Origin of the sequence: Rhizobium sp. ZPR4 (genome assembly GCF_040215725.1) — a bacterium.
GTDB lineage: Bacteria > Pseudomonadota > Alphaproteobacteria > Rhizobiales > Rhizobiaceae > Rhizobium > Rhizobium rhizogenes_D.
In genome coordinates this window covers 398,995-415,119 of record NZ_CP157967.1, presented here as the reverse complement: position 1 = coordinate 415,119, position 16,125 = coordinate 398,995, and the positions used below count along the sequence as shown (strand labels likewise).

Below are 16,125 nucleotides of genomic sequence, written 5' to 3'. Positions count from 1 at the left end.
CGCCGCCGATCCCTTCGCCGGGAGAAGCTAGGGCGATGGGCATCGGCGACGGTCGTTTGATCCGCGCACGTTTCATCGGCGCTGTTATCAAAGTCCCCTCTGGACCTCTACCCATTTAGAAGCAGGAAGCGTGCCAGTTTTCAACAAATCCGTAAAACTAAAATATTTCAATCACTTATTCCAAACCACACCTGAATCGGCATGGTAGATCATCGCTATTGGCTTCGTCATATTTTATTCGCAGCGCACAAAATTCATTCACACGCTGCTCGAATCTCGATCATCGCATCGAGACGACGATGTCATTATTTGATCAAGCCGACGCGCAAGGCCTTGGCGACGGCCTGCGTACGGTTGACGGTATCGAGCTTCTTGGTGGCACGATTGAGGTAATGATTGACCGTATGTTCGGACAGAGACAGGATTTCGGCGATTTCGGCGCTGGTCTTTCCGGCTGCCGTCCAGTTCAGGCAATCGATCTCCCGGTCGGTCAGGGCATCGACAACGCGAACATCAAGATTGCGGATTTCGGCAAGCCGGTCGAAAACGTGAACTGCGATATAGAAAAGGTCCTTGATCTCTTCCACCGAAAATAGCTCGCGGTCACCGGCCAGACAAATAGCGCCGCGAAGACCGGAGGCATCGTGGGTCGGGAAATAAACGAAGCGCGTCATGCGGAAACGTTCAAACAGAGCCACCACGAGCTGCGACTTGCTCTCTTCGCGGTTGGGGCTTGTCGCCACTTCATAAACAAAGGGTAGCGTGGAACGGCGCAGACGTTGCAGCGCGGGGCTGGTCGACAACAGATTTTCCTGATCGTAGATCGACAACAATTCCGCCGGCCAGTTGTTGATGACTGAATTGCTTTGCAAGTCCGAGGACGTAATAGGCGGCAGATTGAGAACCATGAAGGCGCGGCAACGATAGGCCTCCGTCAGCCCCTTCATGAAACGGAACACATCGAACTGCGTCTTAAGCCTGCTGATTTCCTCGATAAAGTCCTCGCCACGAGGGGACATGCCCGCCTGTATCAATGCCGCCATCATCAGTCTTCTTTATGTAAAAGAGGGAAAAAATACGAAACTTCCGTCTCTTGCCCCTCACGATTATCATACGGCAGCCGATATCAGCCGCTCGGCAAAATATAGTTTTTCAAAACCGTGACTGCATCAACGCCCGTTACTATTATGTCCGCTCAACACCTCGCCAAATCCTGTATGATTCCAATAATCACTTGGGGATAATGGCAGTTCTTCCGCATATCTCAACAGTAAAATTCAAGATAAACGGGCAATTTCGCTAAGGTCAGGCGCGAACAGCATTAAATCCGTAAGTTTCGGACAGCCTTTGCGCGAAATTTATGGAGTCAGCGCTTAGGCCCCATCCGGTTGCGCATGTCCGTCCTAATCGAATCAGCAGTGGCAACCACCAAAGGCGCCCATGCCTGCAACTTTTCCAGTGTGACACGATAGGCCGGGCCGGTCACCGAGACGCCGGCCAGCATATGACCGTCATCGGAACGGATCGGGGCAGCAACGCAGCAAATGCCGCTTTCATGCTCCTCCAGATCGAAGGCATAGCCTCGCGCCCTGATTTCCGAAACATCGGAGAGCAGCTCTAAGGCATTGCGAAACGTATGCTCTGTATAGGGGCGATATTCGAGGCTTGAGATTCTCGCTTCAAGCTCGGCATCATCGAGCGCGGAGAGTGCTGCCTTGCCAACACCGGTACAATAGGCCGGAGATGCATTGCCGACCTGCGAATACATGCGTATGGATTGCCGACCCTCGACCTTGTCGAGATAGATGACCTCCGTGCCGCGCAGGACGCCAAGATGGACGGTTTCACCGGTCACCTCCTGCAACCCATGCAGATGTGGCTCGGCAACCGCGCGAAACTCGTTGCGCGCCCAGCTGCGCGAGGCAAGCGTCAAGAGCCGCAACCCGATCAGATAGCGACCGTCGCGGTCGACCTCCAGAAGCCCTTCCTCGACAAGATGCGACAATTGACGGTGCAATGTGCCGCGCGGCTGATCGGAGAGCGAGAGGATGTCGGTAAAGCGCATCGGTCCATCGGCGAGCGCGACAAGATCGAGCAGGGAGACGAGCTTTCCCAGCGTTCCGGTTTCCCGGTCGCGACGCGTTTTATTTTTGCTGTCCCCTGAACCCAGATCGACGCTCATTCATTTATCTCTGGCAGAGCCGCACTATCCTTGACAGCGTGAGAGGGTAGATCAATAATTCCATATAGTCAAATTATGTTCCGAATAATGGAACTTTCGATTGATCCGGGAGGAAACCACTTGACAGATACTCAGGCGCAATTTCCCGATCTGAAAGATCGCACCGTCCTCGTCACCGGCGGCGGCTCAGGCATCGGCGCAAGCCTCGTGGAAGCCTTCGCGAAACAGGGTGCAAAGGTCGCCTTCATCGATATCGCCGAGGAACCCAGCAAGGCATTGGCGGCCAAGCTTTCAGGCCAATCGGCGCATCCAGTTTCCTTCTACCACGCCGACCTGCGCGATGTCGGCGCGAGCAAAAGCACGGTTGCAGCGATCGAGTCCGATCTCGGCGCGATCCGCGTCCTCGTCAACAATGCGGCCTGGGACGACCGGCACGACATCGACACCATGACCGAGGACTATTGGGACAACAGCCAGGCGATCAACCTGAAACAGGTATTCTTCGTCTCGCAGTCGGCGGCACCCGGGATGCGGGCTGCCGGCGGTGGGGCGATCATCAACTTCTCCTCGATCGTCTTCAAGATGAATCCGCCGCAGCTCGCCTCCTACGCAACCGCGAAGTCCGGCATCATCGGGCTGACCAAGAGCTTTGCCGGTCGCTTCGGCCCCGAGAATATCCGCGTCAACGCCGTTCTGCCGGGCATGATCGTCACCCAGCGACAGCTCGACCTCTGGCTGACCGAGGACGGCATGGCCAAGACGATAGACCGGCAATGCCTGAAGCGCGTGCTGAGCGCTGACGATCTCGTCGGGCCGGTGCTCTTTCTGGCCTCGGACTGCTCCGGTGCCATGACCGGACAAGCCATCACCGTCGATGGCGGTATTTTCTAACCTTAAGATTTCTGACGTAAGACTTGGAGCATTTCTCATGACTAAGCCCGCATATGTCGCGGTGGACTGGGGTACCAGCAGTTTCCGGCTGTGGCTGATCGGCGAAGACGGCAGCATTCTCGCAGAGCGCCGCAGCGGCGAAGGCATGACCACGGCGGCCCAGACCGGCTTTGCCAAGGTTTTGCAGTCGCATCTCGACGCCGTATCCGCGCCGGCCGCCATTCCCGTCATCGTCTGCGGCATGGCCGGAGCACGCCAGGGCTGGGTGGAAGCCGGCTATATCGACACGCCGACCTCGCTTGCCGCAATCCTCACCGGCGCTGTTTCCGTGCCCGGACAATTCCGCGACGTGCGCATCCTGCCGGGTCTGGCACAGCGCAGCCAGCAGGTGCCCGACGTCATGCGTGGCGAGGAGACGCAATTGCTCGGCGCGATTGCTGCCGATGCCAAGGGCGAACAGCTCGTCTGCATGCCGGGAACGCATTCGAAATGGGTGCGTGTTCTCGACGGCCAGGTTGCGGGCTTCTCAACCTTCATGACCGGCGAACTTTTCGACGTCATCACCAAGCACAGCATCCTCTCGCATGCCGTTGCCGGCGCTGCCGACATGCCGGCCGATACGAAAGCATTCGAAGCCGCCCTCAAGATGGCAGCGGACAAGCCGGCGCTCGTCACCAACCTGCTGTTCACCGCCCGCTCCGGCCAGCTCCTGAACGGGCTTACGGCCGCCGGCGCGCAGGCGCTGATCTCCGGCACCCTGATCGGTACGGAAATCGCCGGTGCACTCGCTTCGGCAGGGCAGAACGCGGCCATCACGCTCGTCGCCTCCGGCCGCCTCCAGGCTCTCTATGAAGACGCATTCCGCGCCCTATCCCTCACCTACAAGACCATCGATGCCGATGCCGCCGTCCGTCGCGGACTTTCCGCTGCGGCCGAAGCGATCTGGTTCAATAAAGAAAGCAAAAGCTGATGACGACCCGCATCCCCTTCCCGCCCATGAAGCGCCCGCTCATCGCCATTCTTCGCGGCATCAAGCCGGAGGAAACGGCCGATATCGTCGGCGCGCTGATCGAGACAGGTTTCACGGCGATCGAAATCCCGCTGAATTCGCCGGAACCGTTCCGCTCCATCGAAATCGCCGCCAAGATGGCACCGACCGATTGCCTGATCGGCGCCGGCACGGTGCTGACGGTGGAAGACGTCGACAGGCTGGATGGCGCCGGCGGCAAGCTGCTGGTGACGCCGAATGTCGAGCCTGCGGTCATCAGCCGTGCTCGTGACAAGGGCATGGTGACGATGCCGGGCGTCTTCACCGCCACGGAAGCGCTTTCTGCCGCGCGCGCCGGCGCCACCGGTCTCAAATTCTTCCCCGCCGGCGTGCTCGGTGCATCCGGCATTACCGCCATTCGCGCTGTTCTGCCGCCCGAGCTGGTCATTGCCGCAGTCGGCGGCGTTTCGGACAAGAATTTCGCTGACTACACCAAGGCCGGTATCCTGGCATTCGGTCTCGGCACCAGTCTTTACAAGCCGGGAATGACCGCCGCAGAGGTTGTCGAACGCGCCAAGACCACCATTTATGCCTATGATGCAGCCATAGGAGCCTGATCTATGACCGATATTCATGATTTCCAGGGCAATATTCTCTGCAACACCTCCTCCGTCCTGGGAGAAGGCCCGACCTACGACCCCGATACGGACACCGTCTGGTGGTTTAACATCCTCGGCAAGGAACTGCACGAACTGCACCTGCCGACCGGCAAGAAACAGGTTCACGAGCTGCCGATGATGGCGAGCGTGCTGGCCCGCGTCGATGCAGAACGACAGATGATCGCCACCGAACAAGGTCTGTTCCTACGCGATATCGCGACCGGCGAGCTGAGCTTCTATGCGGCCATCGAGGCCGATAAGCCGGAAAACCGATCCAATGACGGCCGCACACATGTTTCCGGATCGCTCTGGATCGGCACCATGGGCAAGCGCGCGGAAATGCAGGCGGGCGCGATCTATCATGTCGCCGGCGGCAAGGTCACCAAGATCTTCGACCAGATCAGTATCCCGAATTCCATCTGCTTCTCGCCAGATGGTACGATCGGCTATTTCACCGATACCCGCGTCAGCCAGCTCATGCGCGTGCTCGTCGATCCCGAGACGGGACTTCCGACGGGAGAACCGATCGTCATGGTCGACAGCATGGAAGATCCGGGCGGCCTAGACGGTTCGGTCTGCGATGCGGACGGCTATATCTGGAATGCGCGCTGGGGCTCCGGCTTCGTTGACAAATACAGCCCGGACGGACTGCGCATCGAGCGCTATCGCGTGCCCGCGATGCAGCCCTCCTGCCCGGCCTTTATCGGCAAGAATGCAGACCGGCTGGCCGTGACGACCGCCTGGGAAGGGCTGGACGAGGAAGCCCGCTCCATGCAGCCTCAGGCCGGCGCGCTTCTGGAACTCGGCCCGACCGTCAGAGGCGTTTTCGACCCGCCATACAAGCTTTGATTGAGGCCCGCCTTCAGCCGCTCGGCGCTGAAGGCGGTATTGTTTCGACCGACAATGCAGGACCGAAAGATGGCTCGACCGGGCGCAAAATTGAAACCTGCATTGAACCGCCCTGTCATCCCATCAATCTTTCTGGTTGTCCTTTGAAGCGGTAATTTGCTGATTTTACAGCATATTCCTTTTGCTTCCGAGCTGAGTGATGCGATTTTCTGCAACTTTTGACGGAACCAAAACCTACCTGAGCCATTGCCTTTAAGACCGGTACGATAACGGTCGGCACCACAAAGGTTCCACTCGCGCTGGTAAGCATGCGCGTTGATTAAGCATGCCCATCAGAATGAAAGGTAGGTTCACGATGACTGGGAAACTCTTCACTTCTGTCGCCGCAGGCGCAATCTTTGCTACGGCGTCCGTACTTTCACCCATGGCTTTTGCCCAAGCGCAACAGCCATCGAATGGGGGTAGCGGCAACAATGCACCGGTGACGCAGTCCGCGCCGGCAACGCCGGATGCCACCAAGCCGGACAGCTCGTCGACACAGAAAAGCGCTCAGGCCCCTGCCCCGGCAACGGGGACAGACCAAGCCGGTGGCTATCTGACCGTGCAGTCCGCTGACCAGATCAGCGCGAGGACCTATATGGGCCAGTCGGTCTATAACGGTCAGAACGAAAGCATCGGTAGCATCAACGACCTGATCCTGCAAAAGCAGGGCGGTGTCGTCGCCGCAGTCGTCGGCGTCGGCGGTTTCCTTGGCATGGGCCAGAAAAACGTCGCCGTTCCGTTCGATAAGATCAACGCCACCCAGAATGCCCAGGATGGCACCATCAAGCTGACGACCACCGAAACGGCCGATGCCCTGAAATCCGCACCGGAATTCAAGACGCTTTCGATGCAGGCCTCCGAAAAGGCGGCCAGCTCGTCAGGCTCGTCGACCATGCCAGGGACGGATAGCACGACCACGTCGTCGACCAACAAGTAAATATTGGCGACAAGAAAACATCGGCCAGATGAAATGCGGAAGCGGCGGCCCTCATCGGCCGCCGCTTTCTTCGAATGTCTGGCTCAGGCGATTTCGCGTTCGTTGGCGAGATCGAAATAATGGGTCTGCAGGTAACGAAGCGTCGCAGTGCTGTCGACCGGTTTTCCGAAATAATAGCCTTGGCCCATGGCGCAGCCGAGCGCCTTCAGCTTCGCGGCTTCGGCATGTTCTTCTATGCCCTCCGCGACCACCCGCAGTTCAAGCCCCTCGCACATGGCAAGAACAGCCTTGATGATATGTTCGGACGCCCTGTCCGAATTCATGCGTGAGACGAAAGCCCGATCGATCTTGACCTTGTCGAAGATGAATTCGCGCAGGCGCCCCAGGCTGGATTGGCCGGTGCCGAAATCGTCGAGAGAGATGCGCACTCCAACCGCGCGAAGATCGGCGATGATGCGATGGGCCGTATCGGCCGAGCTCATGACCGCGGTTTCAGTGATCTCAAGTTCGAGGCGATGCGGGTCCAGGCCGGCGCGCGTCAGGATGGCGAGGATGCTGCTGCTGGTGCCGGGGTCCATCAGCTGTGCGGAGGACAGGTTGAAGGACAGAAACAGCTCGCGCGGCCACGAGAGTGCTGCCTCCGCCGCCTTTCGTAGCAGCGTTTCGGACAACGCATCGATGAAGCCTCGTTCCTCGGCAAGCGGCACGAAGACAGCCGGTGAGACGAAGCCGAGATCCGGATCGTTCCAGCGCGCCAGGGCCTCGAAACCGAGAACCATGTTGTTGGCAAGCGAGACGATCGGCTGGAAATGCACGTCGATGGAGTCGGAAATGATGGCATTGCGCAGCGCTTGCTCGAGCTGCGTCGCCCGTTTCATTTCCTGCGCGATCTCTCTGGAATAGACCGTGATCTGACCGCGACCGCGACGCTTGGAGCGATAGAGTGCCGTATCCGCATTTTTCAGGAGATCGTCGAATTCTTCTCCGGCGAAAGGGTGGATGGCAAAGCCGAAGGAGGCGGAAAGGCGGACATTGCGGTCGCCGAGATCATAGGGCGCCGACAGCACTTCGCGGATCATCTGCCCGAATTTCTCGGCACCGACGCGTTCGAAGACAAGCGGCAGCACAAAAGCGAATTCATCGCCGTCATGACGCGTCACCATCGCGCCGTCGGGTATGCAGGCCTTGAGGCGATGGGCAACCTGGCAGAGGATTTCATCGCCAGCTTCGACGCCGAACAGGTCGTTGATCGGCTTGAAGGCATCGAGATTGACAATCCCGATCGTAAAGGGTGCGGGATCGCCGGCACGCTCGAGCGAAAGCGCGCGCGCACGCTCGCGCATGCGATAGCGATTACCCAATCCAGTGAGCGGATCGGTATAAGCGATTGCCTGCGGCTCCTGACTGACTGGTCCCGGCAGCATCTCAGTCGATTTCATATTTGGTTCCGACCTTTTCTCCACCCGGGGGAAAAGCATGCCGAGGAAGTCTTAACAAAGGATGCCAAGACGACAGTCATTCGGCGCCGGCGATAAGTTGCCGTCGGAGGTGATATCATTGTAACATTTATCTATTTTGCGCCTTCAGGGCACCGCGCATATGCTTCTGGAATACCGTCTCGATGATATCGGGACTAACGGGCTTCAGGATGACGTCATCCATGCCGACCTCCGCGCATTCCTTGCGGTCACGCTCGAAAGCCTGTGTCAGCACGCCGATGATCGGCGTATGGGAGCCGCTGCCCTTTTCCGCTCCACGGATCAGCCGGGTGGATTCAAAGCCATTCAGCCCCGGCAACGAAATGTCCATCAGGATCAATTCCGGACGATGCTCCTGCCACAGGCGTACCGCCTCATCGCCGCTTGCGGCGATCACATAGCTGTATCCCAACCCCTCGAGGATCTGCGAGAAGACGATCTGGTTGATGTCATTGTCCTCGGCGACCAGGATCTGCGCGCGGCCTTCCTCGCCGTTCACACGCCGCCATTCGGGCGTAAGCCCTGACTCCGTGATCTCGCCAAGCTCGCCGCGGATGTTGCGATTGAAATGACGCGCAATCAGGAAGGCAAGCTCGGTTGCAAGCTGCGATCCGTTCAACGACAGCGCGGCGAGGTTCTGCCGTTCGGCCAGCTCGATCCCGCGCTTGCCGAGCTGATTGTCGACGATGACGAGGTCGATCTTGACGCCGTGCTCGCTTGCCACGTCCAGAAATGCCGCCTCTTCATTCTCGTTGTGAACGACACACGCTTCGAAGCCGTATTTCTCGAGCATCTTCAGGGCCGCGGTTTCAGCAGCGAAATCAGGCGTGACCACGAGCACCTTGCGGCCGCTGAAATTCTCCGGAACGAAGGTTTCCATGGCGGCCGGACGGCGCGAAATAGTCTGCAGCGCGACCATCGGAACATAGGCGCGGCGATAGGAGCGATCGCTGTTTTCCCGGATGCTCGATGCCAGCGCGAATTCGTCGAAATCGGCGCCATCCTTGGGCAGGTCCTGCATGGTGCAGACCAGGAAATAGCGCCCCGGCTTGCCGATACGCTGCTTGCGGGTGACGATGTCGCGTTCGACGCCGTCGCGGGCGATTTGGCGCTGCCGCGAGATCGACATCTCGCCGGTTTCGATCACATGCCGGTCGCTCTCATGGAAGCGGTTGGCAAGGTCGGTGGAGAAGATATCGATGCTCTTGCGACCGCGCACTTCATCTGCCGCCGTCTGGTACTTGTCGCAGAACGCCCGGTTGACGGCGACGTAGACGAGGTTCTGGTCCTTGACGAAAACCGGAAAGGGCAGATTGTCGAGAATATCCTCGGTCAGCTGCACACGTTCCATGTCGATGCGCCACTGCTCCTCGCGTTTCTTGACTTCCGAAACGTCGGAGATGATGCAGAAACCGATACCCGACGACAGCCGCCGATTGAGGATGCGCACCCAGCGGTCGTCGGTGAAATGCTCGGTCGTCTCGAAGCGCTCGCGCCAATGGGTGGCTATGCGCTGCGATATCCAATCGTCGCGATTGGCGGCCGTTTTGGTCTGGTGGCGCTGATAGCGCACGCCCGTATCGAAGACGGCGCTCAGAAAGTCGCGCAGCCGCGTGGAGGGTTGCAGGAATTCCGGCTCAATCGGGAAAAAATTCAGAACCTGACGGCTGGCGAACAGCAGGAGGTCGTTCTTGTCATAGGCGAAAAAGGCGCTGGAGAGACCATCGCAAAAGGCGTCGAAGAACATCGTCTGCAGACTGCCGCCGAAAGGCGCATCAGCCGTCATCATTGCCAAAGCTGCCTTTTCAATCTCGGCAGTCATTCGTCGGATTCCTACGCTCAACCAGTTTCACAACACGGCAAATCGACAGGGCGGCATTCGCTCTGCAAGACGGATTCATGGAAATTGCATGCTGGCCTTGGTACTTGAAGCAGATGGCGCCTGGCTCCATTTTGACTGATGGCCACCAACCTGCCATCAAGAGCCGTCAGCATGCACGAAACGCGCCACTTGCGGTCATTTCAAGTTCTGTCTCGCAACCTGTCATCATTCCCTTAAACATTGATTAAATTTCTTAACAAAGCACGGGTGGGAAACGGGTGGGTAAGCGCGTGCCGATCGCCTTTCCTCTTCCCACACTGCCGCGAATCCACGAGAATGCAGCCATGGCCATCAAGCAACTTTCCGAGACCCTGATCAATCAGATCGCTGCCGGCGAAGTCATCGAGCGCCCGGCGAGCGCCGCCAAGGAGTTGATCGAAAACGCGCTCGATGCCGGTGCGACCCGTATCGAGATCGCGACCGCCGGCGGCGGCAAGGCACTGCTGAGGGTGAGCGATAACGGCTCCGGCATGGAAGAGGCGGATCTGGAGCTTGCAGTCCGGCGCCACTGCACCTCGAAGATCTCGGAGACACTGGAGGATATCCGCACCCTCGGCTTCCGCGGCGAGGCCCTGCCCTCCATCGGCTCGGTGGCGAAGCTTTCGATTGCCAGCCGCAGGGTGGGTGCGGCCGGCGGCGCCGAGATCGCGGTTGCCGGCGGCAAGGTTCTGCATCTGCGCCCAGCGGCCGCCAATCCCGGCACGATCGTCGAGGTGCGCGACCTGTTCTTTGCGACACCCGCCCGCCTGAAGTTCCTGAAAACCGAGAAGGCCGAGGCAGCCGCGATTACCGAAATCGTCAAGCGCATGGCGATCGCCTTTCCGCGCGTGCGTTTCGTGCTCTCGGGCAGCGACCGCTCGACGCTCGAATTTCCCGCGACCGGCGATGATCATCTCGCCCGCATGGCGCAGATCCTCGGTGCCGATTTCAAGGACAATGCCATCGCGCTCGATGCCGTGCGCGAGGATGTCAGCCTCACAGGCTTTGCCGGCGTGCCGACCTTCAATCGCGGCAACTCCGCGCATCAATATGCCTTCGTCAACGGCCGACCAGTGCAGGACAAGCTGATCCTGTCGGCTATCCGCGGCGCCTATGCCGAGACCATTCCCTCCGGACGCTATCCCGTCGCCGTCCTGTCCCTGACACTCGATCCGGCGCTGGTCGACGTCAATGTGCATCCAGCGAAATCCGATGTGCGCTTCCGCGATCCCGGCCTCGTACGCGGCCTGATCGTCGGCGCTGTCCGCGAAGCTCTGGCACGTGAGGGCGATCGAGCCGCTACGACCGGCGCGGACGGCATGCTGCGGGCATTTACCGCCGGCCGTTCCGGCTTTCAGCCGGGTTGGCGGCCCTCACCGGCTCCAACCTCATGGACGGCGGAAACATCGCCGTCTCGCCCCTACGAGCGAAGTGCGGCAGCGGCAAGCTACGGCTTTGCCGAGAGGCCGCAAGCCGCCTTCGAGGGACTTGCCATGCCCACCGCTCGCGCCGAGCCGGCACCATCAGCAGAGCCGATGCGGGCCGAGGAGCCGGCCCGCTTTCCCCTAGGCGCCGCCCGCGCGCAACTGCACGAGAACTATATCGTCGCCCAGACGGAGAACGGGCTCGTCATCGTCGATCAGCACGCCGCACACGAACGGCTGGTGTTCGAGGCCATGCGCAAGGCCCTGCATTCGAAGCGCCTGCCCTCGCAGGTCCTACTCATTCCGGAGATCATCGACCTGCCGGAAGAGGATTGCGACCGGCTGATGGTGTTTGCCGAAGAACTCGGCGAACTCGGGCTTGCGATCGAACGGTTCGGGCCTGGCGCTGTCGCCGTAAGGGAAACGCCGGCGATGCTCGGCGAGGTCGATGCACAGGGCCTCGTCCGGCAGCTCGCCGACGAGATCGCCGAATGGGATACGGCCTCTGGCCTTACCGCCAAGCTGGAATATGTCGCGGCAACCATGGCCTGCCACGGCTCGGTGCGCTCAGGCCGGCGCCTGCGGCCGGAAGAGATGAATGCGCTTTTGCGGCAGATGGAGGCAACGCCCGGCTCCGGACAGTGCAATCACGGCAGACCGACGTATATAGAGCTGAAGCTTACGGACATCGAACGGCTCTTCGGGCGCAGCTGACGCCTACCGTCTTCGACAAGGAACTTTTCCGGGAAATAGTCTGGAAAAGTCGCGTCTGCTGCATAATTTTGTCCTTAGGTCGAAATCGATTTAAGGATAAAATTGTGCAGCAGCTTTAAGGTGCTGTAGCGGCCTTTGCGCATCGTATTTGACGCGCGGCGCTGTAGTGCGGTATGGCAAACGGATGACACAGATCAAGGACGGCGTCAGATGAATCTTTTCGAAGGACATGGAAACCGCGAGGCGAAGATTCGCTATCTCGACGGCGATTTCCAGATCCTGATGCCGGGCTCCTATGTCGTTTGCGCGATGACCGGCAAGCACATCGCGCTCGATGAGCTGCGCTACTGGAGCGTCGCCCGCCAGGAGCCCTATGCCGACGTCATCACTTCGCTCGAAGCTGAAAAGCGCGCCGGCGCTCTTCCCAATCAGAAGCGCTGATTTTCCACGCTAAATAACCGGACCTGGCTTTAAGCTGCTTTGCTGTCGTGCTTTTCCCGCAAGCGGCGCTCACGCGCGGCTGCAATGGCCCTGTCGATAATCAGGGCCGGAGCCTGCGGATCGTCAAAGACCATATCGATCTCGATCACCCTGCAGCGCTGCAGCAATTCGTCGGCGCGGCCATGATGGCCGACGAGGCGGACATAGTCCTTCGACGTGGTGACGATCTCCAGTCCCTCGCGCGAGGCGATGTCGAGCATGTCGGCGACTTCATCCTCGCCGGGATGTTCATGGTCCCCGAAGCTGCGCCGCACAGCGATATCAGCCCCCAGCGTCTCGACAGTGCGGAAGAACTTGGCCGGATCGGCGATGCCGGCGAAGGCAAGCACCTTGCGGCTGCGCAGATCCTCCTGCCCGCGCACTCTGACGCCAGCAGAAAAGAAGGGCTTCCCCGCCCTTGCCGCAAGGCGAACGACGCGATCGGCGGCCGTGCCCTCACCGACCTTCAATAGCCCGGAGGCATAGAGAAGCTGCGTGCGCAACGGTGCACGCACCGGGCCGCCCGGAACGAGATGACCGTTGCCGATACCCCTGCCGGCATCGATCACCACGAGAGCGTAGTCGATGGCGAGTTGCGCGCTCTGGAACCCGTCATCCATGATGATGAGGTCGGCGCCCTCGCGCACGAGCCTTTCGGCACCGTCGGCCCGGCGACGGGCAATGACCGTCAGTGCCTCGCGGGCCAGCAATAGCGGCTCATCGCCGACGGCCGTGGCATGGTGATGGGCGGGATCGACGACCGTCGTGACATCGAGCGAGCCGCCATAACCCCGGCTCAGGAAACCTGGCTTCAGCCCCTTGGCCTTGGCAGCCTGGGCGAGCGCCAACGCGGTCGGCGTCTTGCCCGCGCCGCCGACCGTGAAATTGCCGACGCAGATGACCGGCACCCGTACGGAAGCGCGTTTGCCATGCACCATGCGATGTCCGGAGATACGGCCATACAGGAAGGAAAAGGGTGAGAGCCCCCAGGCACGCCAATCCGGCTTTCGCCACCAGAAAGGTGGGGCTTCCGATACCATGCGTCTAATCCAGCCCTGTTCTCGTGCCTGCGACCAACCGGCAAGAAAGGCCAGATTGCGTGAAAAAGCAAGCCATTGCCAGGATCAGGCCGATTGCGCCACAGGCATGAGCAGGCCTTCCAGCTCGGTAATGTCGTTGAGGCAATAGTCGGATGCGGCCGTCAGCGTCTCGCGCGAGCCGGTCCCCGTCAGCACGCCGACCGTCAGGCCGACGCCGGCGTTGCGGCCCATATGGAGGTCGTGATTGTTGTCTCCGACGACGGCGACCTGTGCCGGCGAAAGGCCTGTCGCGGCGTAAAAGCCAAGCACCATGCCCGGCTCCGGCTTGGTGCCGAAGCCGCTGTCATAGCCGGCGATATAATCGAGATAGTCGATGAAGCCGAAGCGGCGGGCCGTCTGGCGGATGGAACGCTCATTGTCGCTGGAGGCGACGCCGAGCTTGTAACCGCGCTCATGCAGGCGCTGGAAGAAGGCGGCGAGATCGGTGACCGGCGAGGAAAAATCGGCAGCATGCGCGAAGAGTGCGTCAAGCTTTTCCACCAGCTCCGCAACGTCAACTTTCGAGCCAGCGGCCACCAGCCCCTCGGAAATCTGCCTGGTATTGCCTGCGGCAAGCAGGCTGTCGGGCACGATATGGCCGGTGATCGGGTCCATGCCGCAGGCGGACAGAAGGTGATCGGCGAGAATCGGATCGTCCTGGGCGGCGATCCTGGCAAGCTCACGATTAACCGGCAGCCAGCTTTGGTCATAGTCGAGCAGCGTGCCGTCCTTGTCGAAAAGAATGCCCGCAATCGCTCCCAGCTTGGCCGCCGTCATGCCCTTCCCTTCTTATCCGTTCGCCATCGTCTTCGGCATCAGCCGCGCCTTGACCGACAGCGGATTGATATAGGGCTCCAGCCCCTTGACCGTCGCGGCAAGCGCGCCGCGCATTTCATGCACGGCAGCAAAACCGGCATCGATCATGCCGCGCCGTGCCGTGTCGTTGGTCAGCAGATAATGGACGCCGCGCGCCAGCATTTCCGTGTCACGCACCATGCGCGCGCTGCCGCGGCGGGCGAGCAATTGATAGGAATCGCGGAAATTCTGGACATGGCCGCCGGTCAAGATCGCGCAACCGAGCATGGCCGGCTCAAGCGGATTCTGGCCGCCCTCGTTGAACAGCGATTTGCCCATGAAGGCGACTTCGGTCATCCGCAGATAAAGCCCCATCTCGCCGATCGTATCGCCGAGGAAGACATCGACATCCGGCGTGAGGATATCGTTGCGGGTGCGGCGCGCCACTTTCAGGCCCTGCTCCAGGAGCATCGCCTCGATCGCGTCGCTGCGTTCAGGGTGGCGCGGCACGATGATGGTGAGCTGGCCGTTATGCTGCTTGAGCATCGAATGGACGGAAGCCGCAGCACCCTCCTCGCCCTCGAACGTGGAAACGGCGGCCCAAGTCCTGCGGTCGCCGATCTGCTTCATGTAACCGGCAAGCGTCGGCGCATCGTAGGATGGCGCGTCCGTATCCACCTTGAGATTGCCTGATTTCAGAACCTGCAAGGCGCCAAGATCGCGAAAGCGTTCGGCGTCAAGATCGGACTGAGCCACGACCAGCGCCAGATTTTCAAACAGCGCCTCGGCGAGCGAGGGATGTTGGCTCCAGCGCGCAAAGGAGCGGTCCGACATGCGGGCATTGACGAGAATCTGCGGGATTCGCTTGCGGCCAAGCTCCATGATCGTCGTCGGCCAGATCTCGGATTCGGCAAAAATGGCGCAATCGGGCTGCCAATATTCGAGGAAGCGCTTGATGGCGGGCTTGAGATCGAGCGGCACATATTGATGGATGACCTCTTCGCCAAGGCGCTGATGCGCGACCTTGGCCGAGGTCATCGTGCCCGTCGTCAGAATGACGTGAATATCGCGGCGACGGATTTCGCGGATCAACGGAATGACGGCCGATGTTTCGCCAACGCTTGCGGCGTGGAACCAGACCAGCGGTCCCTGCGGACGGTTGGCGCTCGCATAACCCGAGCGCTCCAGCTTACGGGAGCTGTCTTCCTTGCCCTTCGCCGCGCGAACGGCGAGATAAGGCCCGATGAACGGATAGACGGCGAGGCCACCAAAACGATAGGCGCTCAAGGCAAGACGCGCCCTGAGGCTACTCATTTCGATCGCCTCCTATCCCAGCTGATCACCATCAATGCCAAACCCTGATTATCAACCGGCCGAATAAACAGCCGAATTTTCGTTCTTATTGTGTCAAAGATACTGCTTCATGACCGGATTTAAAGCGGTAACGCCTCACCGGACGGAGATATCAAATGCAAATTTCGGTGCGAAGCGGCTTCAGGATGCCGCTTTTTCCTGCGGATCGAGCAGGCGATGCAGATGGACGATGAAATAACGCATATGGGCGTTGTCGACGGTCTGCTGCGCCTTGGACTTCCACGCCGTCAGCGCGCTCGCATAATCGGGATACATGCCGACGATATCGAGCTCATTGAGATTGCGGAACTGGACCTCTTCGAGGTTTTCCAATTCACCGCCGAAGACAAGGTGCAGGAGCTGCTTTTTGCCGCTGGTATCAGTCATTTTCGT

Annotated in this window: 15 protein-coding genes; 7 read left to right on the top strand and 8 right to left on the bottom strand. The window is 60.0% G+C overall.

Annotation, left to right across the window (positions count from 1 at the left end; genetic code table 11):
* Positions 1 to 305: 305 nt before the first annotated feature.
* Both ABOK31_RS02005 and ABOK31_RS02000 read right to left on the bottom strand, forming a co-directional pair.
* Positions 306 to 1,043, bottom strand: a complete 738-nt coding sequence (locus ABOK31_RS02005) for a LuxR family transcriptional regulator (protein WP_174179184.1) — start codon at positions 1,041 to 1,043, stop codon at positions 306 to 308.
* A 323-nt stretch (positions 1,044 to 1,366) separates the two neighbouring features.
* Complete coding sequence (locus tag ABOK31_RS02000) at positions 1,367 to 2,182, bottom strand: IclR family transcriptional regulator (RefSeq protein WP_174179186.1); 816 nt, start codon at positions 2,180 to 2,182, stop codon at positions 1,367 to 1,369.
* Between the two features lie 120 nt (positions 2,183 to 2,302).
* Between ABOK31_RS02000 and ABOK31_RS01995 the strand changes: the two genes are divergently transcribed.
* The 5 genes from ABOK31_RS01995 to ABOK31_RS01975 all read left to right on the top strand — a co-directional run bounded on the left by ABOK31_RS01995 (position 2,303) and on the right by ABOK31_RS01975 (position 6,548).
* A complete protein-coding gene (locus ABOK31_RS01995) occupies positions 2,303 to 3,073 on the top strand; it encodes an SDR family oxidoreductase (RefSeq protein ID WP_349957582.1) in 771 nt (256 codons plus the stop codon).
* A 37-nt stretch (positions 3,074 to 3,110) separates the two neighbouring features.
* Positions 3,111 to 4,043 carry a 2-dehydro-3-deoxygalactonokinase gene (locus ABOK31_RS01990; RefSeq protein WP_349957581.1) on the top strand — a complete coding sequence of 311 codons (933 nt, stop codon included), beginning with the start codon at positions 3,111 to 3,113 and terminating at the stop codon, positions 4,041 to 4,043.
* A complete protein-coding gene (locus ABOK31_RS01985; protein WP_349957579.1) occupies positions 4,043 to 4,678 on the top strand; it encodes a 2-dehydro-3-deoxy-6-phosphogalactonate aldolase in 636 nt (211 codons plus the stop codon). The genes ABOK31_RS01990 and ABOK31_RS01985 overlap by 1 nt, the downstream gene beginning before the upstream one ends.
* Before the next feature lie 3 nt (positions 4,679 to 4,681).
* Positions 4,682 to 5,569, top strand: a complete 888-nt coding sequence (locus tag ABOK31_RS01980; protein ID WP_174179194.1) for an SMP-30/gluconolactonase/LRE family protein — start codon at positions 4,682 to 4,684, stop codon at positions 5,567 to 5,569.
* A 355-nt stretch (positions 5,570 to 5,924) separates the two neighbouring features.
* Complete coding sequence (locus ABOK31_RS01975; protein ID WP_174179196.1) at positions 5,925 to 6,548, top strand: PRC-barrel domain-containing protein; 624 nt, start codon at positions 5,925 to 5,927, stop codon at positions 6,546 to 6,548.
* Between the two features lie 83 nt (positions 6,549 to 6,631).
* Here the strand turns inward: ABOK31_RS01975 and ABOK31_RS01970 are convergent, their stop codons facing one another.
* The gene (locus tag ABOK31_RS01970) at positions 6,632 to 7,987 is read right to left on the bottom strand and encodes an EAL domain-containing protein (RefSeq protein WP_174179198.1); all 1,356 of its coding nucleotides are present in this window, start codon (positions 7,985 to 7,987) and stop codon (positions 6,632 to 6,634) included.
* Positions 7,988 to 8,114: 127 nt separating this feature from the next.
* Positions 8,115 to 9,815 (bottom strand): response regulator, encoded by a 1,701-nt coding sequence (locus ABOK31_RS01965; protein ID WP_349959053.1) that lies wholly within the window; start codon positions 9,813 to 9,815, stop codon positions 8,115 to 8,117.
* A gap of 377 nt (positions 9,816 to 10,192) precedes the next feature.
* Between ABOK31_RS01965 and mutL the strand changes: the two genes are divergently transcribed.
* Positions 10,193 to 12,025, top strand: coding sequence for a DNA mismatch repair endonuclease MutL (gene mutL / locus ABOK31_RS01960; protein ID WP_349957578.1), 1,833 nt, complete (start codon positions 10,193 to 10,195; stop codon positions 12,023 to 12,025).
* Positions 12,026 to 12,235: 210 nt separating this feature from the next.
* A complete protein-coding gene (locus ABOK31_RS01955; RefSeq protein ID WP_015338954.1) occupies positions 12,236 to 12,466 on the top strand; it encodes a DUF2093 domain-containing protein in 231 nt (76 codons plus the stop codon).
* A 29-nt stretch (positions 12,467 to 12,495) separates the two neighbouring features.
* On the opposite strand, the gene lpxK is transcribed toward ABOK31_RS01955, so the two are convergent.
* From lpxK to ABOK31_RS01935, 4 genes are all read right to left on the bottom strand, one after another.
* Positions 12,496 to 13,545, bottom strand: coding sequence for a tetraacyldisaccharide 4'-kinase (lpxK, locus tag ABOK31_RS01950; protein ID WP_349957577.1), 1,050 nt, complete (start codon positions 13,543 to 13,545; stop codon positions 12,496 to 12,498).
* 84 nt (positions 13,546 to 13,629) lie between these two features.
* Positions 13,630 to 14,361 (bottom strand): HAD family hydrolase, encoded by a 732-nt coding sequence (locus ABOK31_RS01945; protein WP_349957576.1) that lies wholly within the window; start codon positions 14,359 to 14,361, stop codon positions 13,630 to 13,632.
* Positions 14,362 to 14,373: 12 nt separating this feature from the next.
* Positions 14,374 to 15,693 (bottom strand): lipid IV(A) 3-deoxy-D-manno-octulosonic acid transferase, encoded by a 1,320-nt coding sequence (gene waaA / locus ABOK31_RS01940; RefSeq protein WP_349957575.1) that lies wholly within the window; start codon positions 15,691 to 15,693, stop codon positions 14,374 to 14,376.
* 180 nt (positions 15,694 to 15,873) lie between these two features.
* Positions 15,874 to 16,119 carry a DUF4170 domain-containing protein gene (locus tag ABOK31_RS01935; RefSeq protein WP_034508466.1) on the bottom strand — a complete coding sequence of 82 codons (246 nt, stop codon included), beginning with the start codon at positions 16,117 to 16,119 and terminating at the stop codon, positions 15,874 to 15,876.
* Between the last annotated feature and the right edge of the window lie 6 nt (positions 16,120 to 16,125).